The organism is Saccharospirillum impatiens DSM 12546, from assembly GCF_000423605.1.
Classification (GTDB): Bacteria; Pseudomonadota; Gammaproteobacteria; order Pseudomonadales; family Natronospirillaceae; genus Saccharospirillum; species Saccharospirillum impatiens.
The window spans coordinates 1-24,919 of the sequence record NZ_AUIH01000026.1 but is presented as its reverse complement, the minus strand read 5'-3'; the positions used below and the strand labels follow the sequence as shown (position 1 = coordinate 24,919).

General features: G+C 54.1%; 22 protein-coding genes and 4 tRNA genes. 25 read left to right on the top strand and 1 reads right to left on the bottom strand.

What is annotated here, in order from left to right; all coding sequences use genetic code 11:
* Positions 1–123: 123 nt before the first annotated feature.
* The 8 genes from aroA (at position 124) to G565_RS0113495 (ending at position 7,819) form a co-directional block, all read left to right on the top strand.
* Entirely contained in the window at positions 124–2,340 is a 2,217-nt protein-coding gene (gene aroA / locus G565_RS0113535) for a 3-phosphoshikimate 1-carboxyvinyltransferase (protein ID WP_028671399.1), read from the top strand.
* Between the two features lie 2 nt (positions 2,341–2,342).
* Positions 2,343–3,032 carry a (d)CMP kinase gene (gene cmk, locus G565_RS0113530; protein WP_028671398.1) on the top strand — a complete coding sequence of 230 codons (690 nt, stop codon included), beginning with the start codon at positions 2,343–2,345 and terminating at the stop codon, positions 3,030–3,032.
* 357 nt (positions 3,033–3,389) lie between these two features.
* Positions 3,390–5,069: a 30S ribosomal protein S1 gene (gene rpsA / locus G565_RS0113525; RefSeq protein WP_028671397.1), complete on the top strand. Its 1,680-nt coding sequence runs from the start codon at positions 3,390–3,392 to the stop codon at positions 5,067–5,069.
* 392 nt (positions 5,070–5,461) lie between these two features.
* A complete protein-coding gene (ihfB, locus tag G565_RS0113520; RefSeq protein WP_028671396.1) occupies positions 5,462–5,755 on the top strand; it encodes an integration host factor subunit beta in 294 nt (97 codons plus the stop codon).
* A gap of 269 nt (positions 5,756–6,024) precedes the next feature.
* Positions 6,025–7,140, top strand: a complete 1,116-nt coding sequence (locus G565_RS26070; protein WP_051207889.1) for a hypothetical protein — start codon at positions 6,025–6,027, stop codon at positions 7,138–7,140.
* Positions 7,141–7,242: 102 nt separating this feature from the next.
* A tRNA-Glu gene (locus G565_RS0113505) sits at positions 7,243–7,318 on the top strand.
* 167 nt (positions 7,319–7,485) lie between these two features.
* A tRNA-Gly gene (locus G565_RS0113500) sits at positions 7,486–7,560 on the top strand.
* Positions 7,561–7,735: 175 nt separating this feature from the next.
* Positions 7,736–7,819, top strand: a tRNA-Val gene (locus G565_RS0113495).
* A 468-nt stretch (positions 7,820–8,287) separates the two neighbouring features.
* Here the strand turns inward: G565_RS0113495 and G565_RS0113490 are convergent.
* Complete coding sequence (locus G565_RS0113490; protein WP_028671394.1) at positions 8,288–8,602, bottom strand: ComEA family DNA-binding protein; 315 nt, start codon at positions 8,600–8,602, stop codon at positions 8,288–8,290.
* Positions 8,603–8,892: 290 nt separating this feature from the next.
* Between G565_RS0113490 and pyrB the strand changes: the two genes are divergently transcribed.
* The 17 genes from pyrB to G565_RS24130 form a co-directional block, all read left to right on the top strand.
* On the top strand, positions 8,893–9,837 hold the full coding sequence (pyrB, locus tag G565_RS0113485) for an aspartate carbamoyltransferase (RefSeq protein ID WP_028671393.1): 945 nt from the start codon (positions 8,893–8,895) through the stop codon (positions 9,835–9,837).
* 1 nt (position 9,838) lies between these two features.
* Positions 9,839–10,315: an aspartate carbamoyltransferase regulatory subunit gene (gene pyrI / locus G565_RS0113480; RefSeq protein ID WP_028671392.1), complete on the top strand. Its 477-nt coding sequence runs from the start codon at positions 9,839–9,841 to the stop codon at positions 10,313–10,315.
* A 144-nt stretch (positions 10,316–10,459) separates the two neighbouring features.
* Entirely contained in the window at positions 10,460–11,476 is a 1,017-nt protein-coding gene (gene pheS / locus G565_RS0113475) for a phenylalanine--tRNA ligase subunit alpha (protein ID WP_028671391.1), read from the top strand.
* Between the two features lie 41 nt (positions 11,477–11,517).
* A complete protein-coding gene (gene pheT, locus G565_RS0113470; RefSeq protein ID WP_028671390.1) occupies positions 11,518–13,893 on the top strand; it encodes a phenylalanine--tRNA ligase subunit beta in 2,376 nt (791 codons plus the stop codon).
* Positions 13,894–13,895: 2 nt separating this feature from the next.
* Positions 13,896–14,198, top strand: a complete 303-nt coding sequence (gene ihfA, locus G565_RS0113465; RefSeq protein ID WP_028671389.1) for an integration host factor subunit alpha — start codon at positions 13,896–13,898, stop codon at positions 14,196–14,198.
* Positions 14,176–14,538 (top strand): MerR family transcriptional regulator, encoded by a 363-nt coding sequence (locus tag G565_RS0113460; protein WP_028671388.1) that lies wholly within the window; start codon positions 14,176–14,178, stop codon positions 14,536–14,538. Before ihfA ends, G565_RS0113460 begins: the two co-directional genes overlap by 23 nt.
* 53 nt (positions 14,539–14,591) lie before the next feature.
* A tRNA-Pro gene (locus tag G565_RS0113455) sits at positions 14,592–14,668 on the top strand.
* Between the two features lie 229 nt (positions 14,669–14,897).
* Positions 14,898–15,506, top strand: coding sequence for a hypothetical protein (locus G565_RS0113450; RefSeq protein WP_028671387.1), 609 nt, complete (start codon positions 14,898–14,900; stop codon positions 15,504–15,506).
* A gap of 336 nt (positions 15,507–15,842) precedes the next feature.
* The gene (locus G565_RS26065) at positions 15,843–16,343 is read left to right on the top strand and encodes a hypothetical protein (protein WP_028671386.1); all 501 of its coding nucleotides are present in this window, start codon (positions 15,843–15,845) and stop codon (positions 16,341–16,343) included.
* Between the two features lie 652 nt (positions 16,344–16,995).
* A complete protein-coding gene (gene fliE, locus G565_RS0113440) occupies positions 16,996–17,442 on the top strand; it encodes a flagellar hook-basal body complex protein FliE (protein ID WP_028671385.1) in 447 nt (148 codons plus the stop codon).
* A gap of 72 nt (positions 17,443–17,514) precedes the next feature.
* Entirely contained in the window at positions 17,515–19,290 is a 1,776-nt protein-coding gene (gene fliF / locus G565_RS0113435; RefSeq protein WP_245584182.1) for a flagellar basal-body MS-ring/collar protein FliF, read from the top strand.
* A complete protein-coding gene (gene fliG, locus G565_RS0113430) occupies positions 19,283–20,347 on the top strand; it encodes a flagellar motor switch protein FliG (protein WP_084649381.1) in 1,065 nt (354 codons plus the stop codon). The genes fliF and fliG overlap by 8 nt, the downstream gene beginning before the upstream one ends.
* Before the next feature lie 64 nt (positions 20,348–20,411).
* Complete coding sequence (locus G565_RS0113425; RefSeq protein ID WP_028671382.1) at positions 20,412–21,803, top strand: FliH/SctL family protein; 1,392 nt, start codon at positions 20,412–20,414, stop codon at positions 21,801–21,803.
* Positions 21,800–23,191: a flagellar protein export ATPase FliI gene (fliI, locus tag G565_RS24135; RefSeq protein WP_037339243.1), complete on the top strand. Its 1,392-nt coding sequence runs from the start codon at positions 21,800–21,802 to the stop codon at positions 23,189–23,191. The genes G565_RS0113425 and fliI overlap by 4 nt, the downstream gene beginning before the upstream one ends.
* A 44-nt stretch (positions 23,192–23,235) precedes the next feature.
* Positions 23,236–23,685 (top strand): flagellar export protein FliJ, encoded by a 450-nt coding sequence (fliJ, locus tag G565_RS0113415; RefSeq protein ID WP_028671381.1) that lies wholly within the window; start codon positions 23,236–23,238, stop codon positions 23,683–23,685.
* A 146-nt stretch (positions 23,686–23,831) separates the two neighbouring features.
* A complete protein-coding gene (locus G565_RS0113410; protein ID WP_028671380.1) occupies positions 23,832–24,137 on the top strand; it encodes an STAS domain-containing protein in 306 nt (101 codons plus the stop codon).
* A partial coding sequence (locus G565_RS24130) for a response regulator (RefSeq protein WP_157600085.1) occupies positions 24,134–24,919 on the top strand: 786 nt, incomplete at its 3' end. The genes G565_RS0113410 and G565_RS24130, both read left to right, overlap by 4 nt.

Sequence of the window (24,919 nt, the reverse complement as noted above, 5' to 3'; positions counted from 1 at the left end):
AGTGACCGGAAAGGGGCGCCGGTGGTCGAAAATCGCCTCCTGGGTTGAGTATTGTGTCGCCAGGCGCTCGGGTGTCAGGTGTTGGTCCGACGCGGGCAGTCTGTGTTTGAGGGTGGGTGAGGCGTGACTGTTGGTCCCACCAAACCCCGGGTCCTGATTGTGGGGCTGGGAATGATTGGCGCGTCCTTTGCCAAAGCTCTGAGTCTCTCGCAATCGGCGACGGTTATTGGATTGGATGCGCAGCCCGGCGTTGCTGAGAAAGCCCGAGCCATGGGCATTGTTGATGAAGCTGTCACCTTTTCCGAGCTGAAAGTCTCCTTCGATGTCGTTATCCTGGCCGTACCGGTGTTGGCGATGGGGTCTGTGCTTGCCCAGTTGAAGCCCTGGCTCACGGGCGACACCGTTATTTCTGATGTTGGCAGTGTCAAAGGGGCTGTCGTCGAGGCCACTCTTGAGGCGCTTGGCGAGTTGCCGTCCGGGTTTGTGCCGGGTCACCCAATTGCTGGTGCGGAACGCTCGGGTCTGGCAGCGGCGAAATCCGATCTGTTTGACCACCACTTGCTGATTTTAACGCCGCTGCCGACCTCCTCGCCGACGGCGGTGCAGCTGCTGACACGGCTCTGGCAATCTGTGGGGGCGGATGTGGTGACCATGTCGGTAGCTCGCCATGATGAAGTGCTGGCGGCCACCAGTCATTTGCCACACCTGCTCGCGTTCTCGCTGGTCGATACACTTGCCCGTGAATCTGAAAATCGGGAAATATTCCGCTATGCGGCCGGTGGGTTTCGTGATTTCACCCGTATTGCGGCCTCCGATCCAACCATGTGGCATGACGTTTTCCTTGCGAACCGTGAGGCTACCCTAAACATATTGCGACGCTTTCAGGCTGATCTTGACGTTCTGGCTGACGCCATTGAGAACAGGGAGGGCGATACGCTCAAGTCTGTCTTTGGCCGAGCCAAGTCCGCCCGGGACTATTTCACTGAGATACTCAGCAGCCGCCAGCGTCATGGCGACGATATTCGCAAAAATCTGATTGCAGCCCCGGTTCGCTCGGGACTGACCGGGCAGGTTGAGGTTCCGGGAGACCGATCCATTTCTCACCGGGCGGTTATTTTGGCCGCACTGGCAGAGGGGCAGAGCCAATTGAGAGGGTTTGGAAGCGGAAGCGACAATCGCACAACCCTTGAGGCGCTGCGCAAATTGGGGGTGTGCATTGAAGCTGACGATGCTGGCGGTTTGCTGGTGACCGGTGTCGGTCGTCTTGGCCTTAAAGCGGCGGACAGCCCTTTATACATGGGAAACTCAGCCACATCGATGCGACTGTTGGCGGGGGTGCTCAGTGCTCAGTCTTTCAGCAGCGAACTGATCGGTGATGCGTCGCTGAGCCAGCGGCCGATGGAACGAATTCAGCAACCATTGCAGCAGATGGGTGCTCGCGTTGACCTGTCTGCACGAAAAACCGCCCCCGTAGTGATGCACCCGGTGACGGCGCTTGAGCCCCTCGACTACCGATTGCCGATGGCCAGTGCCCAGGTAAAAACCACGTTGCTGCTGGCAGGTCTGTGTTCGGGTGTTTCGATGCGTTTACAGGAAGCGGGCCCGAGTCGAAACCATACTGAATTGTTGCTGAAGAGGCTGGGCTGTCCGGTGCACACAGATTCCGGCGTCGTCACGTTAGGACCCACCTCTCAGTGGAGCGGCTTTAACTGCGATATTCCGGGGGATTTCTCCCTGGCTGCGGTTCATCTGGCGGCGGCCAGTCTGGTGCCGGACTCTCATTTGACGGTGACAGGCGTCGGTGTCAACCCCAGTCGATTGGGGTTGCTGGCTGTTCTGGCGCGCATGGGTGCGCGCATCAGACTAATGCACCATCGTGATCTTGGGGGTGAGCCCGTAGCGGATATTCAGGTAGACTACGCGCCGCTGGTAGCGACTGACAGCGAAGCGGATGTCTCGGGTCTAACCATTGATGAGTTTCCGTTGCTCTTTGTACTGGCGACCCAGGCCCAGGGAGTATCCCGTTTCAGCGGCATACGAGAGTTGCGTTTCAAGGAAACGGATCGGCTGAAAACCATGGTGGAAGGGCTGACTACACTGGGTGCCGACATAGAGTTGAAAGGAGGTGCCGTCATTATTAGGGGCCAAAATGAGCGCCCTCTGGATGGCGGTATTGTCGATTGCGGCGGTGACCACCGGGTGGCGCTGGCGTATGTGGTCGCGGCACAGACAGCTTTGCGGCCTGTCATTATTCGAAATTCCGGGCGCGTACTCAGTGCCTATCCGGATTTTGCCGAGCATGCCCTGGCACTCGGCTATTCGGTGACCGTAGAGGATTGATTATGTTATCCAAAGCTCCCGTCATTACCCTGGATGGGCCTGGCGGCGTTGGAAAGGGCACCGTAAGCGGTCTGCTGGCCAAGCAACTGGGTTGGCACTATCTCGACTCTGGCGCGTTGTACCGTCTTGCCGCGCTGGCGGCAATGAATCATGGCGTTGATTTTGACAATGAATCCGCCCTGGCGGTCATTGCTGAACATCTGGATATTCGATTTCAGCAAGAGGCCGGTGGTGATATGACCATCCTGCTTGAGGGTGACGACGTTACGCGGCAGGTCCGTACTGAAGAAGTAGGCTCCAATGCCTCAAGAGTGGCTGCTTTTTCCCGGGTTCGGGATGCTCTGCTGCGTCGTCAGCGGGCGTTTCGTACTGATCCCGGGCTGATTGCCGATGGCCGTGACATGGGCACCGTGGTTTTTACCGACGCACCGCTTAAGATATTCCTGACAGCTACCAGTGATGAGCGAGCCCGTCGCAGGGTTCGGCAATTGGAGCGCGGTGGCAGTGTCGTGGACTATGATCAGGTACTGCAAGACATCAATGAGCGTGATGAGCGAGATCGTAACCGGACGGTTGCGCCGCTTAAGCCCGCAGAGGACGCCCTGGTTATTGATACAACCGAATTGGGTATCGAGGCGGTGCTTGAGCGTGTTCTGCAGCAAGCGTCGGATCGAGGGCTGGTCAGCCACTAGCTGTTCGTTAGGTTGCCCTGACTCTCAGCGAACTTAAAAAGTGCTTAAGCTGGGCTTTGGCCGGTAATTTACAGGGATCAGGCCGAATTCGGGGCCTATTTGAGCAAAAAAAGGGCTTCACCCCTTGGTTCCTGGCGCTTAATCCGTATAATACGCGCTCCTGATTTCAGCTATTTTAAGTGGGTTTTCGAACTCGCCTCAGAGGTAGCAAAGACCCTGATTGACCGCAGTTCCAGCAAGGCGGCATCAGGAATTGTTGGGTTGACCCGTGCGGGCTGGCGTGCGGAAAGGTCTGTATTTACGAGAGAGTCGCACTCCTCACACCACAGGCCGTTAATCATTGGGACATTTAATCGAATGACTGAATCTTTCGCCGAACTTTTTGAAGAAAGCTTAAAGACCATTGAAATGGAGCCAGGCTCCATTGTTACCGGTGTCGTTGTAGCAATCGACTCTGACTGGGTAACAGTACATGCTGGCCTGAAATCCGAAGGTGTCATTCCTCGCTCGCAGTTCCTGAGTGAAGAGGGTGAGCTGGAAGTGGCCGTGGGTGACGAAGTTAAAGTTGCTCTGGAAGCGGTAGAAGACGGTTTTGGTGACACACGCCTGTCGCGTGAAAAAGCCAAGCGTTCTGAAGCCTGGTCTGAGCTGGAAAAAGCTTACGAAGCGGAAGAAGTAGTCAAAGGCATCATCAACGGCAAAGTCAAAGGTGGCTTTACTGTCGACATCAGCTCTGTACGCGCTTTCCTGCCAGGTTCACTGGTCGACATCCGTCCGGTCCGCGATACCGCGCACCTGGAAGGCAAAGAGCTGGATTTCAAAGTCATCAAGCTGGACCGTCGTCGCAACAACGTCGTTGTTTCCCGCCGTGCTGTGCTGGAAGCATCCAACAGTGCCGAGCGTGAAGAGCTGCTGGCCAGCCTGCAGGAAGGCCAGGTTGTTAAGGGCATCGTCAAGAACCTGACCGACTACGGTGCTTTCGTAGACCTGGGCGGTGTAGACGGCCTGCTGCACATCACTGATATGGCGTGGAAGCGCATCAAGCACCCGAGCGAGATCGTTCAGGTGGGTGATGAGATTGACGTTAAAGTGCTGAAGTTTGACCGTGAGCGCAACCGTGTTTCACTGGGTCTGAAGCAATTGGGTGAAGATCCCTGGGTCGACATCAAAGGCCGCTACCCGGAAGAGTCTGTGGTTAAGGCACGCGTAACCAACCTGACCGACTACGGCTGCTTTGCTGAGCTGGAAGAAGGCGTTGAAGGCCTGGTGCACGTCTCTGAAATGGATTGGACCAACAAGAATATCCACCCGTCCAAGGTGGTCTCTGTTGGTGACGACATCGAAGTCATGATTCTCGATATCGATGAAGAGCGTCGTCGTATTTCTCTGGGTATCAAGCAAACCGTTGTTAACCCATGGGAAGACTTCTCCAACAACTACAACAAGGGCGACAAAGTGTCTGGCAAGATCAAGTCGATTACCGATTTCGGTATCTTCATTGGTCTGGAAGGCGGCATTGACGGCCTGGTTCACCTGTCTGACATTAGCTGGAACGAATCCGGTGAAGATGCAGTACGCAAGTACAAGAAAGGTGACGAACTGGAAACCACCATTCTGTCGATCGATCCGGAACGTGAGCGTATCTCACTGGGTATCAAGCAGCTGGATAGCGATCCGTTTGCTGAGTACGTCAGCGAAAACGATAAAGGCTCCATTGTGACCGGTATCGTCAAAGAAGTGGACGCCAAAGCGGCCATCATCACCTTGTCTGAAGAAGTTGAAGCCACTCTGAAGGCTTCTGAGATTTCTCGGGACAAAGTTGAAGATGCTCGCAACGTGCTGAAAGAAGGCGATTCGGTTGAAGCCAAGATCATCAGCGTTGACCGCAAGAATCGTGCGATTACCCTCTCTGTGAAGTCGAAAGACGTTCAGGATGAGAAGGTAGCGGTTCGTGATCTGAAAGAGAAAACCGCTGAAGCCTCTGGTCCGACCACCATTGGTGATCTGATTAAGCAGAAGATGGAGCAGGGCGACTGATACTCGTCTGCTGATCCAGAAAAAACCGGCCTTGTGCCGGTTTTTTTGTGCCTGTCGAAAAGTGAGTTGGGTCGGGCACCTGATAACCTTTGCACGGCGAAGATGGCCGTCGCCGAAATGCGCGGCACTTCTCTGATGAGTTGGGCGTGACGAAGGTGTTTTGTGTATGTGCAGTCTACTTCGGTACAGACCGGCATCATTGTTGGGTAAGCTGATCTTGTGAATGAACCTCTCGATAGTCGTTGGCTGGCAACCTGGAATGGTTACGCATTGCTCTGTTGAAGACATAAGCGCGTAAAAAAACGTTAAAAAATAAACACTTGTGTTATTTCAAAGGGTGAATTAGTCTAAATATTGACCGTAAAGGAAGACCCGACCGGGGAGGTTCGAAGATGACCAAATCCGAGTTAATTGAACGCATCGTCGACCGTCAGAATCAACTGTCAGTCAAGGATGTCGAGCTCGCAATCAAGACAATGCTCGATCACATGGCTGAAAGTCTGTCGGACGGCGAGCGCATTGAGATCCGCGGTTTTGGCAGTTTTTCCCTGCATTACCGGTCACCCCGCGTAGGTCGGAACCCCAAGACCGGCGAGTCCGTTACCCTGGAAGGCAAATATGTGCCTCATTTCAAGCCGGGTAAGGAGTTGCGGGAATCGGTGAATGTCTCCATCGAAGACGAATAGCGATTTACTTTTCATCCTATCCCTAAGCCGGGAGGCTTGCGTTACTCATGATCGCCCGATCACTCCGAATGCTTACTTTGTTGATCCTGATAGTTCTGTCTTGGCTGCTGGCCTTTGGCAATAATCAAAGCGTCGCCCTGACATTTCTGGGTTGGATGACACCCTCTCTGCCCCTGTTCGTGTGGCTGGTGTTGGCTGTATTCCTGGGAATATTGATCGGCTTGGTATTTGGGCGATTGGCAGGCCGCAAGGCAGCCAGGAAGTAGATCATGATGTCTCTGTTGAAACAGGCCTTTCAACGCCTGGTTAACCCCATGTCCGGTCCACGGTTTCAGTTGGATCCGTTTGAGCCATTGTCGGCCCAGCCGGATCGGGAGCTGGATGTACTGCTGGAGCGGCTGGTTGTTGATGACGATACGCTTGAAATTCACCTCGCCCTGGGTGAGTTGTTTCGCAAGCGAGGTCAGATTGATCGTGCCATCCGTGTTCATGAAGCATTGCTTGAGGCTGACTTGTCGGAAGCTGACGTCAGTCGGGTGCGGGTAGAACTCGCACAGGATTTTTTCTCCGGCGGTTTTCTCGGTCATGCAGAATCCATTCTGGAGTCGATGATCGTGGGCGATGGCATGTTGAATTCGGCCCGGGCCTTTCGCTTGTGGCTTGCGGTGCTCGAGCGAGAGCAGGAGTGGGAGCGCGCCATTGAACTGGTGCGCAAGTATGGCCAGGCGGGGTCGGGCAGCATCCGGCTAGCCAATTTTTATTGTGAACTGGCAATAAAATTGAGCCATGAAGGCCAGACGACTGAGGCGCGTCATTCGCTCAAAGAGGCGCGAAGGGTGTCCGATAGCGCGAGAACCTATCTGGTCAGTGCCGAGCTGGATACCACGCAGGGAAATTACCATCGGGCCATTCGATGGTTACGTGATGGTCTTGATCGGGATGTCCGGCGCATCGATGTCATACTCCCTGCGCTAAAGCGGTTGAGCCGCTTAACAGGTGGCGAGGCTACGTTTCGCAAGTATCTGGAAACCCTCTATCAGCGTCACCCGAGCCATCGCATACTCAGCGAGTTACTTGATCTGGTTGGGCCTCACGACCCCAGAGCCATGCAATGGCAAAACGAATTTGAGCAAATTGTGCATTCCGGTGCGTCTTTCGATTTGATGCAGCGCTGGATTGAACAGCGCCAGGATATTGGTGACCGCGCTCGTTCTGTGCTGATCGAATCGCTGAAGCGAATCAAGTTGCGCTTGTCAGACCAGTATCAATGCACCCATTGTGGATTCCAGTCGACAACCCTGTTGTGGTACTGCCCGCAGTGCGAACGCTGGGAAACCCTGTACTCACGTCACGAGCAGAAGACCTTTGAAGCGAGTAATACCTGAAGCAGGGTATAGGTAGGGCATTGATTTATAACCGAAAATCCTTGATTTCAGATTCTGAGTTGGTATTATTTGCCCCGCTTCAGCAACCAGCTGATGGCCTGTGTCCCGTTCGTCTAGTGGCCTAGGACACCGCCCTTTCACGGCGGTAACAGGGGTTCGAGTCCCCTACGGGATACCATTTATTTCTGTTTCAAGACGGTTAGCGTTTTTCAAGCTAAAAATGCGGGAATAGCTCAGTGGTAGAGCACAACCTTGCCAAGGTTGGGGCTGGGCGGGAAGCCTCGCGAGTTCAGCCTTCGAAGAAGGCTCAAAAAGTAAGACCTATAGCGTTGATACGCTAAAAATGCGGGAATAGCTCAGTGGTAGAGCACAACCTTGCCAAGGTTGGGGTCGCGAGTTCGAATCTCGTTTCCCGCTCCAAATTAAAGATGAAGCAGCCAAGGGCTGCTTTTTCTGTTTTTGGGAACCGAGATTACATCTCGTTGCGATCCATCACTTCCCTGTGATGGCCCCTGCGGGCGCTGACGCGTCGTTAAACGCTCCAAATTTAAGAACCCAGCTGTGCGCTGGGTTTTTTATGCTTGAAGAATAAGTAGGAATAGCTCAGTGGTAGAGCACAATCTTGACGAGGTTGGGGCTGGGCGGGAAGCCTCGCGAGTTCGAATCTCGTTGCGATCCATCCCATCACTGTGATGAACCCAATATGCGCTGGCCTTAACGAAAAAAAACCGGAACACTGATCAGGTGTTCCGGTTGCCTTGGATGCCTGGTGAGCGACACCGTTCCTGGTGAGCGCATTTCCCTGGCAAAATAGCCTTTCGATCCCTCATGGTCCCGTCCTTTGCGGAAGGCGCTCACCCGAAACCGGGTATCCGCCAACCATACAACTCCTCCCTGATATAGCCTTCCCTGGCAAAACCTTCCCTGGTTCGGTCTTCCCTGAGCTGGCCTCCTTGCCAATGGCCCTTCCTGAGCGCGCTTCCCTGTGTCCGAACTCTGGGTTCGGCTTCCTTTGTTGGCGTCCCTGCCGGCTGCGTCCTTGTTGCAAGCCAGCGTCCTGCTGGTTTCCCTGTTACCCGCCTGCAGCGGGACCTACGCCTGTCTGTGCCAGATCCCTGGCTGTATTGCCATCCCTGATTCGGGGGTGTCAGTCAGCCATGCCAACCTGAATTCGATCCCGGTTTTTTTCCAGTGTCGCGGGTCCTATGCCCTGAACGTTCATCAGATCTTCAGGGGCGATAAAGGGACCGAACTCGTCACGGTAGGCAACAATGGCTTCAGCTCTTACCAGGCCGACGCCGTCAAGCAAGTCGGCCAGCTTTTCAGCAGAGTCATTGTTGATGTCAACGTACAGTACAACGGATTCTGCAGTGGCTGTTTCGGTGGCAGTTTCTTCTGCGTGTGCCAAAGGCAGCAGGCAGCTGATGGCCAATCCCAATGAGATGATTCCTTTTTTCAACATCGTCTTTCCTTATCGGTTGTTGATCGTTTTTAGGGTGCCGTTACAGCGGGCGAGACAAAAAGTAGCAAGCTATCCGACCGGTTGAAACAACCATTGTTCAAGTATATCGAGGGTATACTCCGGGTGGCGTCTGGTAACACCTTTCGAACGCTGTTGTGAAGTCGATCACAAGTACAGATTGGTTGTGATGGGCTGGGTCGGGTTAGGCTGGGGGGTGTATAAGGTGATCGAAGGAATTGTATAGCGTGCTCCTTGCTTTATAATGCGCCAAATCTTGCTTGGGCAGGTTCATGAGTAACCCTCTGTATCGTCGTGATGTAATCTCCATTGGGGATTTGTCACGCACCGACCTTGAATTCATCGTTAATCGTTCAGCCGAGCTCAAACAGTCAGGGCCGCTGCCGCTGCTGAAGGATCGATTGATCGCCAGCTGCTTCTTTGAAGCCTCTACCCGAACGCGTTTGTCGTTTGAGACGGCAGTTCAGCGTCTTGGTGGCACCCTGATCGGTTTTTCAGACAGCGGTAATACGTCGGCTAAAAAAGGCGAGACACTTTCTGACAGCATTCAAATGATCGCTTCTTACGCAGATGCCATTATCATGCGGCATCCACAGGAAGGGTCGGCCCGTTTGGCAGCCGAAGTCGCTGGTGTTCCGGTGATTAATGGGGGCGATGGTGCTAACCAGCACCCGACTCAGACCTTGCTGGATCTGGTTTCGATCGCTGAATGCCAGGGCAGGCTCGATGGTCTGTCTGTTGCATTGGTGGGTGATCTTAAATACGGGCGCACTGTGCATTCGCTGGCACAGGCGCTGGGGCATTTCAACCCAACATTCTACTTCGTGTCACCGGATGCCCTGGTTATGCCGGCTTACATTGAAGACAGTTTAACGGCGATGGGTATTCGCTTCTGTCGCGTCGGGTCGTTGGAAGAAGTCATTCCCATGGTTGATGTGTTGTACATGACCCGGGTTCAAAAGGAGCGACTGGACCCTACGGAATACACACACATCGCCTCTCAGTTTATTCTCAAGGCCGATATGCTGGCCCAGGCCCGGTCTAATCTTCGGGTCATGCACCCGTTACCCAGGGTTGATGAGATTCACCCCAGCGTCGACAGGACGCCTTTTGCCTACTATTTCCAACAGGCTGAAAATGGCGTATACGCGCGTCAGGCGCTGCTGTCCGGGGTTATGAATGAGGCCGATGAATTGTCATTTCCGGGAGGGCGGTGAAATGTCTGCGATGAATCGGGATAAAATGCTGGTCGAGGCTATTCAGTCTGGCACCGTGGTAGATCATATTCCCGCTGGAAAAGGGCTGACCATACTGGGGCGCCTGCAACTCAAGAATGCCGAAGTCCGCCTGACTGTCGGGCTTAACCTGCCAAGTCATGGGGGCGGTCTGAAAGATCTGATTAAGATTGACGAGTGGCGGTTCACCGAAAGCGATGCTGCCGAGATGGCTCTTTTCGCGCCGAGGGCCACCGTTAACATCATTGAGGATTATCGGGTTGTCCGTAAGTTCCCGATCGGACTGCCTGAGCGCTTTGTCGGCGTATTCAAGTGCCCGAATACCAATTGTATTACCCACAATGAACCGGTCGATACCCGTTTCAGCGTCCTCGCTGCCGATGATGCCGTTAAATTGAAATGTCACTACTGTGAGCGCGCCTTTGCCGACAGTTTGTTTATTGAGCAAGGCAGCCTCTAAACCGGAGTGCCAGGAGGTCGAAAAGTTCTCCGGTTCATCGCTTCTGCAGGACTAAAAAGCCTTGTTTTTCAGTTGCTTATTTTAATCTCATCTTTATAGTAAAGGCTTTTTACAGCCTATTTCCGACGGGAGTCTCGACAGTCCATGGAAACCCTAGCTCAACTGCATGAACGCGCTTTGGAAGCGGTTCGCCATGCCAAGGAAACTCAGGAACTGGATGACCTCAGGGTCCGGTTTCTGGGAAAGAAAGGCGAAATTACTGCCCAGTTGAAAGGCTTGGGAGCCCTGTCCGCCGAGGAACGCCCTGCTGCCGGGGCCCGGATCAATGAGGTTAAGTCGGCCGTCGCAGACGCAATAGCAGCGCGCAAGGCTGATCTGGAAGAGGCGGCACTGAGCCAGCGCCTGGCGGAAGAAAAGGTGGATGTAACTCAGCCCGGTCGCCGGCAAGGGAAGGGCGGCTTGCACCCGGTCACCCAAACCCTGCGTCGTATGGAATCTTTCTTCACCGCCATTGGCTATGACGTCGCCGTCGGCCCGGAGATTGAAGACGACTATCACAATTTTGAAGCGCTCAATATTCCGTCGCACCACCCGGCGCGCGCCATGCACGATACCTTCTATTTTGACGCCACCACTTTGCTGCGTACTCATACGTCACCGGTGCAGGTGAGAACCATGGAAGCCGGTGAGCCACCGTTTCGGGTGATTTGTCCGGGCCGGGTTTACCGTTGTGATTCGGATCTGACCCACACTCCGATGTTCCACCAGATGGAAGGGCTGATGATCGATACCGATGTCAGCTTCGCCGACCTGAAAGGCACAGTGGAGGAGTTTTTGCGGGTGTTCTTCGAGAAAGAACTTGCAGTGCGTTTCCGTCCTTCGTATTTCCCGTTTACCGAGCCATCGGCTGAAGTCGATATCGAGTGTGTCATGTGTCAGGGCGATGGATGCCGTGTCTGCAGTCACACCGGTTGGTTGGAAGTGATGGGCTGTGGCATGGTGCATCCCAATGTGCTCGCCGCTTCGAATATCGACAGCACCATCTATAAGGGATTCGCATTTGGCATGGGGGTAGAGCGGTTGGCCATGTTGCGCTATGGCGTCAACGATCTTCGGTTGTTCTTTGAAAACGACCTTAAGTTTCTGCGTCAGTTCAACTGAACCCCGGTGGTCCGTCACACAGTCAGGATGGTTAACAGAATATGAAAATCAGCGAACAATGGTTAAGAGAATGGGTAAGTCCTGATCTCAGTTCACAGGCACTTATGGATCAGATCACTATGGCCGGTCTGGAGGTAGACGGTGCCGAGCCGGTAGCCGAGCCTTTTTCCGGCGTTATCGTCGCCCACATATCGGCCTGCGAGCCGCACCCCAACGCCGATAAACTGCAGGTGTGTACTGTCGATACCGGTGAAGAGTCTGTGCAGATTGTCTGTGGCGCGCCTAACGCCCGCGCCGGGATCAACGTTGCACTTGCCCGGGTAGGTGCTGTTCTGCCTGGCGATTTTAAGATCAAGAAAGCGAAGCTGCGTGATGTGGAAAGTCAGGGGATGCTGTGCAGTGAGAAAGAGCTGGGCCTGTCCGATAACCATGATGGCATTCTGGAGCTGGTCGCATCAGCGCCAGTCGGGCAGGATGTTCGCACGCTGCTGAATCTTGACGATCTCAGTATCGAAATCGACCTTACTCCCAACCGGGCAGACTGCCTGAGCATAGCGGGCCTGGCTCGTGAAGTGGCCGTGTTGAATGACTTGGTAGTTACTGCGCCAGCAATTGAGCCGGTGGCTGCAACCCATCAGGACACCTTTCCGGTGAACCTGGAAGACCCGGTCGGGTGTCCGCGGTATGTAGGCCGCGTGTTGAATAATGTCAATGTGGCTGCCGAATCGCCACTGTGGATGGTTGAGCGGCTGCGTCGCTCCGGGATTCGTTCGATCGACCCGGTGGTCGATGTCACCAATTATGTGATGCTGGAACTGGGACAGCCCCTTCACGGGTTTGATCTGGATCAGTTGAAGGGTGGCATCACGGTGCGTCGTGCACAGCCGCAGGAAAACATTGAATTGCTGGATGGCCAGACTTTGACACTCGGCGAAGATGTACTGCTGATTACCGATGCTGCTGGCCCACTGGCCATGGCCGGCGTTATGGGTGGAGAGCAGAGCGGCGTCTCGCAGGAAACCCGCCGGGTATTCCTGGAAAGTGCCTTTTTTGCACCCATCGAGATCGCGGGCCGGGCGCGTAGCTTTGGCCTGCACACCGACGCGAGCCATCGTTTTGAGCGCGGCGTTGATCCTGCCCTGCAGGAATTGGCCGTTGAACGGGCCACGCGCCTGTTGGTGGATATTTGTGGTGCTGAACCCGGCCCAACCCAAGTGCATGAAGTTGGGGCCCATGTGCCAGTACCAGCAACCATTGCATTGCGGGCAGGCAATGTTAAGTCTGCACTGGGCCTGGAAATAGCCGATGACGAGATTCAGCGAATTCTGACCGGCCTTGGTTTCATATTGGATGAATCCGAACCCGGTGAATGGCAGGTAAAGGCGCCCAGCTGGCGCTTTGATATGGCGATTGAAGCCGATCTGGTTGAGGAAATCGCTCGCATCTATGGCTATAACCGACTGCCTGTCACCCAACCCAGGGCGGCATTGGGGCCGCGTGGCAAACCTGAACAACGTGTCACTACTGCGGCGATTGCCGACCGCTTGGCGGCCCTAGGCTATCAGGAGGCGATCACCTACAGTTTCGTTGAGCCAGCGTTGCAACAAGCCATGTTTCCGAAAGAGGCTGGTATTGAACTGGCAAATCCCATTTCTGCGGATATGGCGGTGATGCGAGTGTCACTGTGGCCCGGTCTTGCCAAAGCACTGACGCACAACCTGAAACGCCAGCAGGACAGAGTCCGACTGTTCGAGACAGGTTTGCGATTTCGGAAAACGCCCAAGGGAACGGAACAAATCGCCATGGTGTCCGGCATTGCGACGGGCAGTCGGCTGCCCGAGGCCTGGTTTGAGAATGGCGAGGCACTCGACTTTTTCGATGTCAAAGGCGATGTTGAGCAAGTTCTATCGCTGGTCAAAGGGGTGGAGTACGATTTTCTGCCGGGCCGGCATTCGGCTTTGCATCCCGGCCAAAGTGCACGCATTGAACGCAACGGCAAACTGGTTGGTTACATTGGGGCTTTGCACCCGAGCCTGGCGAGACAACTGGACATTAAACAACCAACGTTTCTATTTGAGTTGCGGCTGGACCGGATTGTCAAAACGCAACTACCCGCGTTTAAGACTTTGTCCCGTTACCCGGGCAGTACTCGTGACCTCGCGGTGGTTGTTGACGAGGAAACTCCGGTAGCGGACCTGATGAACAGTGTTCGCGAAATGGCGGGTGACGACCTCGAAAGCCTGACCCTGTTTGATATATATCGTGGCAAAGGCATTGATTCGCAACGAAAAAGCGTGGCTTTAGGCTTGACCTGGCAGAATCCTTCGCGCACTCTTACTGATGAAGAAGTAAACAGTTTGATGGATTCGATCATCAACACCTTGCAGACGAGGTTCGATGCTGCGCTGAGGAACTGAGAATGGCCTTGACCAAAGCGGAGATGGCAGAGCGCTTGTATGAAGAGCTTGGCCTTAACAAACGTGAAGCAAAGGAAATGGTCGAAATCTTCTTCGAGGAGATTCGCGACTCGCTCGTGCATAACGAACAGGTTAAGCTCTCGGGGTTCGGTAATTTTGATCTCCGAGATAAGCGTCAACGCCCTGGCAGAAACCCGAAGACGGGTGAGGAAATCCCGATTTCAGCGCGCAGGGTGGTGACATTTCGTCCCGGTCAGAAGCTTAAGGTAAAAGTCGAGGCATATGCTGGAACCGAGCCAGAATAATGAATTGCCTCCTATCCCAGGGAAGCGATACTTCACCATTGGTGAAGTCAGTGAACTGTGTGCTGTAAAGCCACATGTCCTGCGTTATTGGGAACAGGAGTTTCCACAGCTCAGTCCGGTGAAGCGTCGGGGTAACCGTCGCTACTATCAGCGGGATGATGTCGTGTTGATCCGCCAAATTCGTCACCTTCTTTATGAAGATGGCTTCACCATTGGCGGTGCCCGGCAAAAACTGTCCGATCCTGAAGACGGTGAGGTAATGCAACACCAGCATCAGGCTCTGATTCAGGATATGATTCGCGAACTTGAAGCCGTATTGAAGTTGCTATCTGACGATTAATCGTCAAAAAGGTTTGATTTTTCAACTGCTTAGCGTATTATTCGCGACGTTTTCGGGCATTAGCGCAGTCTGGTAGCGCATCGTCATGGGGTGGCGAGGGTCGCAGGTTCAAATCCTGCATGCCCGACCAAAACAACACAAAAGAGCCACTTACGGGTTATGCCGAGTGGCTTTTTTAATACCTGAATGAAAATTGTAAGGTCGTGTGGCCGATATATAGCCAAACAGAGTCCTGTATCAATAGAAAGTAGCACTTATGTTGGTCGGTTTTGTGGCCTCCTCGATACTTTCTCGGGTAGGGTAAGTCTTTCTGCAATCAAGTACTCTGTTCTGTCGTATTTATTGTTTGAGGGATTACCATGTTAAAGATCGCACTGGCTGCTACTAGCCTTATCGCTGTCGGGATAAGTGATGACCTTCAGGCCAGTAATTTCGGGTATTCCTATATTGGGGTTGATCTTACTGCAACTGAATTCGATGAACCCATCATTTTTGGTAACACAGAATATAGAGGCGTGATTGGTGGAACGCTTTCTGGCGCATACCAGTTCAATGACTCTATCGCTATCTGGTTGAATTCCTCTACGCTGAGCGCAGACGGGGATCAGACAGAGATTTCTTACACTGAGACCCTTTTCGGGTTAGCTTTTCCTTTCCCTGTGGCAAACCGCCTAGATGTTACGCCACTGCTTGGCCAAGCAGTATTGAATGCTGAAGCTTGTTATGAAAACGTCTGCTCTGAAGATGGCCTAAATTCCCTGTTTTGGGGTGTGCAGTCTCGGGCCTGGCTGGCGCTAGATTTGGTTGAAGTGACTGGCACTTGGCTCAATCCTGTAGATGACGAACTGGATTCATCATGGAGTCTTGGTGTCGCCCTTTGGCCGGATGAGCATAGCAGTGTACGTTATGGTTTTAGCGCCGGTGATGAGGACTCCAGCTATGCTCTCGGCTACCGATACACTTGGTAGTTTTTCAATTCTAGGCGAGTTTCTATTCGCTTGTTACACCGTTACCTTGTCAACTGAGGCACAGCGCGACGTCGACCTCCCCCAAAGTAGCGGGCAAATAATCAAATGCATACAGTTATTCTGACAGTGTCTTTTTAATGCATGCGCTAATACACCTATCCTTTATTGGTTAATATGATCAGCGGTAGACAATAACTACGCAATTGCTATGCTGTTTGCTGGCCGGTCGTCATTATACGGAAGTTAAAGCTCTATCATGCTATTCAGGTTCGTGCGACATGCCATATCGAAAACTATCGTTAGGCTGAATTGAAAATTAAATAAGGTGCCGTCTCAATGTCTAATCTCACACCTTGTAAGGAATGTGGTCAGGATGTCGCTGTCAGCGCGAAAACCTGCCCTAATTGCGGTGTGAGCCAGCCAGGGCAGGCACCGTTAACACCTCAGCAAAACATTCAAGGCTGGTTAATAATTGGTGTTGTTGTACTGGGGGCTTTGTACTTTTTTTGGCCCGAGAGCGAGAGTGATGAAGAAATAGCTATACGCGAACAGCGAGAAGCTGAAGAACAGGCAGAAAACAAGAAAGCTGGGTTTCACTGTCTAAGCAATTGGGATGGTTCTCATCGTGACGTCGTGCAGCAGGTTGAAAATAACCTTAGAGACCCAGACAGCTTTGAACATATGGAAACACGGATAACGCCAGTTGATGATAGTGGTCAGCATAGTCTTTCCATGGAATATCGTGCAAACAATGCTTTCGGCGGTAAAGTCGTTGGCCAAGCTCTTGCAACTGTATCGAACGCAACTTGTAACGCTACTTTACTCCGTGTGGAGTAGTTCTGTCGTGTGACAGACCAAATTTTGGCCATTCGGACTAAGACGCATCCTGCCAGCACTCACACCAGCGCACGAACACCTGGCTAGCTGCCATCAGCTCGCAAGACAGCCACTGACAGCAATAGTGGGTCATCGGCCCACATCTGCACAAGTCATTGAATGCCTGTTCGTGGTTGTGGCCGAATCTAGCCATTCTGATTCATTCAATATGGTTTGCTGTGTCATGAAGGAAGTTCACGAACGCGGTTAGGGTTTCTGTGCCTGACGTTTAAATAACTCAGTTCTTGGAGTGCGTACACTGTGAGCGTCGGCTGCCGGTGTTGCCTCTGCGGGGTAGTCCGCAACATGGATGTTGCGGTCTAGGCTCCATGGAAGGATTCACGCCGACCCCGCAGGGGCAGCACCGGTGGCCGATGCGTGCCAGGGCCGCTTAGTGAACTTCGAAACCTGAGTAATAAATAAAGGTGTCTTCCCGCCGACACCAGTCATCTGCCCCAAGCGGCAAAGATTGGCCCATCCTTTGCTCTGTCTCCCTTGTCAGTGGTCATTTCGAGCGTAAAGCGACTGTATTTTGTCGCTCCCGACGAGAACTGACCCGAATCATCGGTTTTTTTGACACTCAAGGTTGCCTGAGTGTTTGAGGGGAATACAGATGTCCGATCATCGTCTCGATATTCAAAACGTACTGGGCCAGATGCGCTCTATACGCGAGCAGATGAACCCGCCTGCCAATACGGTAAACCGGCCAGACGGACCAGGCTTTGCCAGTCAGTTGCAGCAGGCCCGGGAGCAAGCGAACCCGGCGGGGCAGGTGCAGGACAGTCTCGCTCCGCAAGGCATCAATGCTTTGCAAAATACGCCGCCTGGCGAAGACGTGCCATCGTTTGGCGATATGTTCAAATCCGCCATTGATACCGTGAGCGACAACCAACAGGCAGCCAGCAATATCGCCACCCGCTATGAAATGGGCGATCCGTCTGTGGATTTACCGGAAGTGATGATTGCCCTGCAAAAATCCAGTGTTTCGTTTCAGGCAATGACCGAAGTGCGTAACAAGATGGTCGAGGCCTACAAAGAAATCATGAACATGCCGATCTGAATCGCGTTGCTTTTTGGACGCATGACGACGGGCTCCTCTTATGTGGAGTCAGGTTAACCAACAGGATAGAGCATGACTGAAAACGTACCCGCTGCCACTGGAACGGCCATGGGCGGCCAATCACAACAGGATGACAGCGCTCTGCCAAGCCGCTCGCGTGCTGATGGTCGTGGCATGGCTGCGACCGAACGGTCGGAGATGGTGGAAGCCGACGCGTCCGGCGCCAGCCGCTTGCACCCACTGGCACTGGGTTTTAATAAGCTGGGTATGATGCGTCAGTTTGGTCTTTTGATTGGTCTGGCGGCCAGTATTGCGCTCGGGCTGGCCGTTGTACTCTGGTCGCAAAAAGAGACTTACCGGCCACTGATGAACAGTACCAACAGTTATGCGGCGGCTGATGTCATTGAGGTGTTGCAAGCCAATGCCGTTGATTTCGACATCGATCCGGCCAGTGGTGTCATTCTGGTCAGGCAAGGTGACCTGCATCAGGCCCGGTTGGCGATCGCCGGGGCAGGGTTGTCAGACGATCAGACCGTTGGCTATGAGCTGCTGGATCAGGATCAGCCGCTTGGTACCAGTCAGTTTATGGAAAACACCCGCTACCTGCGCAGTCTGGAAGGGGAGTTGGCGCGGACCATTTCGTCGATTAACCAGGTAAGAACCGCCCGTGTTCATCTGGCGATTCCTGAGCGGTCTGTGTTCGTGCGCGACCAGCGACAACCGACAGCGTCTGTGTTTGCCGATCTGTATGCCGGGGCCGAAATGGATCGGGACTCGGTCAATGCCATTCGTAATCTGGTTGCCGGGTCGATTCCCGAGCTGCAACCCAGCAATGTTTCCATCGTTGATCAACGAGGCCGTCTGCTATCTGATGATACTCAAACCGCTGCTGAGGAACTGACTGACCGGCAATTTTCATACACCCAGCGCGTAGAAGATCGGATGGTTAACGCCATTAACTCCATTCTTAGCCCGATCGTCGGTAATCAGCAGTTTCGTGCAGAAGTGTCAGCCGATATCGACTTTACCCGGGTTGAGCAGGCAGAAGAGCTTTATAACCCTGATTTGATAGCCTTGCGCAGTGAGCAAACGATCAACGAAGAGCGTGTTGGCGAAGCCGAGGGCGGCATACCCGGAGCGCTCAACAATCAGCCCCCAGGTCAGGCTGAGGCGCCGGAGGAGCTGGATGAAAATGGTCAGCCGGTGCAACCGCCTACTTCTAGCCGAAATGAAGCAACTCGCAATTATGAAGTTGACCGTACCCTCAGCTACACTCAATTTCAGCAAGGACGGGTTCGCCGTTTGACCGTCGCGGTCGTGGTTGATGACGTTATGCGTCCCAACCCGGAAACCGGAGAATCAGCCCGAGAGCCCTGGACCGACGAGCAATTGCAGCAACTTCGTTTACTGGTGCAAGACGCGGTGGGGTATGACCCGGCACGGGGCGACAGCATCAATGTTATCAACTCCAGTTTCATGGGCGCAGATGACACCATCGTTGAACCGCAGTGGTACACTCAGCCCTGGTTTTGGGATATTGCCAAGCAGATTCTGGCGGGCTTGTTTGTACTGATCCTGGTATTCGGCATATTGCGACCGGCACTTAGAAACCTGATGAACCGGGGCGAAACCGAACAGGACGGAGAAGACGATATGCTGGCGTCGCTGGATATGGATGAAGATTCGATCACTGACGACAAGGTGACCCTGAGTACGGTTGATGAATACCAACTGCCAGGTCCGTCTGAAAGTTTTGAACGGCAACTGGATGCCCTGAGAGGTCTGATCGCTGAAGACCCGGGCCGTGTCGCGCTTGTTCTAAAACGCTGGATTATGAACAATGACTGAACAAAATTCTAATCTGCCGGTGCCCCGGCAGAACAGTAAAGAAGACGCCGAGCGTGCACTGGATGGTATTCCCTGGCTTAACCGGGCTGCCATTTTACTGATGAGTGTCGGAGAAGCTGACGCGGCAGAAGTACTCAAGCATCTGGGACCCAAAGAAGTGCAGCGTGTCGGCACCGCCATGTCGGGTTTGTCAGAGGTTCGGCAACAGCAGTTGGAAGGATCGGTCAGATTGTTTCTCGAAGAAGTAGGCGGCCAGACCAGCCTTGGCATCGGGGCAAATGACTACATTCGCAACATGCTGACTCAGGCACTGGGGTCAGATAAGGCCTCAGGCCTGATCGATCGCATTTTGTTGGGTGGCAACACCACGGGCCTGGATACACTGAAGTGGATGGAAGCCCGGGCCGTGGCTGATATCATTCGTAATGAACACCCTCAGATTCAGGCCATTGTCATCGCCTATCTCGACCCTGACCAGTCTTCCGAAATACTGTCGCAGTTCAGTGAGAAAGTCAGGCTCGACATCATAATGCGAGTGGCGGCACTGGAAACGGTGCAACCTGCCGCTTTGTCGGAACTGAACTCAATTCTCGAAAAGCAGTTCTCATCCAGTGCAGGTGCTCAGGCCCAGTCTCTGGGTGGTGTGAAGACAGCAGCCGAAATCATGAACTTCCTGGAGTCCGGTGTCGAAGCAGAGATCATGGATGGCATCAAAGAGGTCGACGAAGACCTGGCCACCGAGATCGCAGATCTTATGTTTGTGTTCGACAATCTGTCCGAAGTCGACGATCGGGGCATTCAGACACTGTTGCGCGAGATTGCGACCGATACGCTCAAGGTTGCACTGCGCGGCGCCGATCAGAACTTGCAGGAAAAGATTCTCGGTAACATGTCAAAGCGGGCTGCAGAGATACTCAAAGACGATATGGAAGCCATGGGTCCCGTGCGTTTGACCGATGTCGAATCGGCGCAAAAGGAAATTCTCAACATTGCCCGTCGCATGGCGGATTCGGGCGAAATCGTTCTTGGTGGCTCCGCTGGCGATGCAATGGTATGACGCCCGGGTATTTTTTAAACAACCCCAGCGGCAATTGCCTGCCAGCGACTGAAGGCCAGTCACTATGACGTCGGATAACACAAGAGGGACCGCGAGACGTTCCGCAGGATCGCCCCTTAAAGACATTGCTGGGGCCGCTGATTCCAGCCAGGAGACCCCTCGCGTAGAGCCCTATCAGTTACCGCGTTGGGATGCTCAGGGCAAGCCGGTATCAACGCCAGCCAAGAGTAAACCGGATACCGGTTCCGTCGAAGATGTACAGCCAAACACCCTGAAACCACCGACTGCCGACGATCTTCGCCAGATACACGAAGACGCCTATAACGAAGGGTTTGAATCCGGGTTTGAGCAGGGAATGAAGCAGGGCCAGGCAAGCGGTCAGGCCGAAGGCTATAAAGCCGGATACGACAGCGGCGAACAGGAGGGTCTGAGTGCGGGCAACAAAGCCGGAATGCTGGCCGCTCAACAGGCTGAGGCCGAGCGCATCAGTGCCGAACTGGCACCCTTGGCTGAATTGTTGGATCAGATCAGGCAGGTGTTGGGGCAGCAAACCGACGATCTTGAATCGGGACTGGTCGCCCTGGCCACGCGCATTGCGCGAAATGTAATCGATGCTGAGCTGACGTTGAACCCCGACCACATTCAAGGTCTGGTTCATGCGGCTGTGCAGGCACTGCCCAATGCCGATGAGCGATTTACACTGGAGGTCAACCCGGACGATGCGGCACTTGTAGAACGCATTGCGGAGCCTCACTGGAATCTGGTGCCCACTCCCGCAGTCAGTCGAGGTGGATGCCTGATTCGCACCCGTTTCAGCTATGTTGACTACAGTCTTGAGCATCGTTATCGACAGCAAGTGAGCAACCTGTTAGCCCATGCAGGGCTCAGTGAGCACCTGGCAAAAATGGAAGAACCCTGGTCATTGCCGCCCGCCGAGCCAATACCGGAGGCCTCGGTTGAGTCCGATACACAGGACAAAAAGCCAGCGCCGGAAACAGTGCCGATAGACGATTCCGAACCCACAGTCGATACCGAACCCACAGTCGATACCGAACCCCAGAGCTCAGCCAACTCAGGTACGACTGACGCTGAAGGCATGACTGAAGAGACGACAGGGGCCCAGGGTGGACCCGAAGTTGATTTGCCGGATCGGGAGCAACCCGATGCTGAGACCGGGTTGCCTGAACCCCACATCGCCGAGCCGGATCCGTCGGTTGCGCAATCGTCAGGCCCAGCAAGCCCAACAGGCCCAACAGGCCCAACAGAAGAAGAGGTCCCGAATTCAGACGAGTCTGATACGAAGGACACCGAGCAGCCCTCGGAGGTACGGGAAGGTACTGAAACAAGCAGCGATCCGGACGACACCCTAGCCGAATCCGACCGTTCCATTGATGGCGGGGGTGATACTGCAGCCGAGCAGTCTCCGTCTGCCGACACCGGACACAAAGACGCATGAGCAAAGACCTGGGGTCGTTTCTCAACGATTGTCAGCGCTGGATACCCGAGCGCAGTCCTGTCATCGTTGAAGGAAAGCTAACCCGGATGGTGGGGCTTACGCTGGAGGCTATCGGGTTGAACGCTACCGTGGGTGAACGTTGTCTGGTGATAGATCGTCAGAACCGGATCGAAGCCGAAGTGGTGGGGTTTCAGGACGATAAAGCCTTTTTAATGCCAGTGCAGCCTATCTCTGGGTTGCGTTCCGGTGCTCGGGTGGTGCCTCTTGAAAGTGCCAGCGAACTGGTGATTGGCGACGAGTTACTCGGCAGGGTCGTCAATGGCTTTGGCGAACCGATCGACGGCAAGGGACCCCTGAGTTGCCGGGTTGAACAAAGCCTGAACGGGGTGGTGATCAACCCTTTGCATCGCCAGCCGATTCGCGAACCGCTTGATGTTGGCATACGCGCCATTAATGGCTTGCTGACCGTAGGGCGGGGCCAGCGCCTGGGTTTGTTCGCCGGTTCAGGCGTTGGTAAATCGATGTTGCTGGGTATGATGACTCGCTTTACCACGGCCGACATTATTGTGGTTGGGCTCATTGGCGAACGGGGTCGCGAGGTCAAAGAATTCATCGAAGACATTCTGGGCGACGAGGGGTTGGCCCGCTCTGTGGTCGTTGCCTCTCCTGCTGACGACGCGCCGTTGTTACGATTGCGCGCGGCCCAGTACACCACCAGTATTGCCGAATTTTTTCGGGCTAAAGGTAAAAATGTACTGATGCTGATGGACTCGCTAACCCGCTTTGCTCAGGCACAGCGGGAGATCGCACTGGCTATCGGCGAGCCACCGGCGACCAAAGGCTACCCGCCCTCGGTTTTCGCCCGTATTCCGCAGTTGGTTGAACGCGCGGGTAACGCAGAGGCCGGTGGCGGATCGATCACGGCTTTCTATACTGTTTTAACAGAAGGTGACGACCAGCAAGATCCGGTTGCCGATGCGTCACGCGCTATTCTGGATGGCCACTTTGTATTGAACCGGCGTCTCGCCGAAGAGGGGCATTATCCGGCCATTGACATTGAACAGAGCATCAGCCGGGCGATGCCTCAGGTTGTCTCCGCTGCCCACATGAAACAAGCCCAAACGCTTAAACAGGTTTGGGCCCGGTACCACCAGAATCGGGACCTGATCGCCATTGGAGCCTATAATTCAGGGTCGGACAAGGACATCGACGAAGCGATACAGATGTTCCCGGTTGTGCGGGGCTTCCTGCAGCAGGGATTGAACGAGCAAGTGCGCTATCAGGAAAGCGTTGCGCAATTGCAGGCCCTGGCGCCAGGTCAGCCTTCGGCTGCTCCGTCTCCGATGAAGAAGGGTCGGCCGCTGGCACGGCCACAGCGCTCTCAATAGCAGACTTCCGGTAGTCGCACTTTGAACCAGGCAGGCAGTATGTCATGAAACGATCGCAGCGCATGCAATTGATCGAAAAGCTCGCCCGGCAACGTGAAGACCAGGCGGCTCAGGCACTGGCTCAGACTCGTCAGCGCCTGGAGCAGGAAAGGGCTCAGTTGAGTGAATTGGAAGGGTATCGGGGTGAGTACCTTGGGTATCTTGAGACTCAGGGGAGTGCGGGCCTGTCTATCGTTCAGTGGCGTCGCACTCAGGGGTTTATTGATCAGTTGGGTGGTGTCATCGGACAGCAGGAGGGCGTCATACAGCAGTGGCAGCGCCAGGAACAACAAGTGCTGATGCAATGGCAAAAGCTCTATCAGCGGCGCAAAAGTATCGGGCAACTGGTCGACAAGCTCTCGATGCAGGAAGTCATTGAAGCGGACAAGCAGGAACAAAAGGCCCTTGACGAACTGGTCGGACAGATGACCCAGCGTTCAGGGCCGGGCCGATAGCCCCGGTACAGCTTGCCAGGCCGCCCGTGCAACCAGTAAAGTAAGCAATTGCGGGCCAGATTGTCGGGATGCGCTATCCTCTTTGAAGCCGCGGTTAATAACAAAGGGCGCCCACCCAGAGTCCACCAAACCACAGAGGATTTACTATGACAGTGTCGGCAGTTGCCAACGACAACGGGCGTGAGATGATCATAAAGATCACGGGCCGGTTTGATTTCAGTTCGCATCAGGAGTTTCGCCAGATATACGAGAACGCTTCGCCGGATATCAAGGTTTATATCATTGATATGTGCGATGCTACCTACCTCGACAGCTCCGCGCTGGGCATGTTGCTGTTGTTACGGGACCATGCCGGTGGCGACCATTCGGAAATCCGAATCGTCAATTGCAATGAGGATGTTCGAAAAATACTGACCATCTCCAATTTTGGGCAGCTGTTCAGGATCGAATGACCAGTCCTTCGCCTGATCAGGCCCCGGGGCAGGGTCTGCGGATACTGATTGCAGATGACAATCAGTCGGACCGCATGATTCTTCAAGCCATTGTGCGCCGGGAGGGGCACGAAGTTCTGCTTGCCAAAGATGGGCGTGAAGCCGTTGAGCTGTTCACACAGCATCAACCGGATATCGTGTTGATGGATGCGTTGATGCCGGTCATGAACGGTCTTGAAGCCTGTCGAGCCATCAAAACACTGGCAGACAGCGATTTTGTTCCGATCATTTTTCTAACCTCTCTGCAGGATGCAGAATCCCTGGCTGAATGCCTCGACAGTGGTGGCGATGACTTTATGTCCAAGCCCTACAACCGGGTTATTCTGAAAGCCAAGATCAACGCCTTCAGTCGCATGCGTGCCATGCACGCCCAGTTGCAGCGACATAACCGGCAAATGCTGTTGGAGCAACAAGTTGCCAAAACTGTCTTCGACAACGTTGCCCATTCCGGATGTCTTAACCTGCCTAACATCCAGCACTCCCTGTCGCCGATGGCCGTTTTTAATGGCGATACCGTCTTGGCTGAGCGCAAGCCCGATGGTGGTATGTTGCTGTTTTTGGGGGACTTTACCGGCCATGGTCTGCCTGCAGCAATCGGCGCTATGCCGTTGGCCGAGATTTTCTATGGAATGACGTCCAAAGGTTTTTGGCTCTTCGTAAAACTCTGTGGAACCCTATGGCAGCATATCCAGCTTCCCACAGTGAAACAGTATGCTCGTTCTAAAGCCTTCGAAAGAACGATA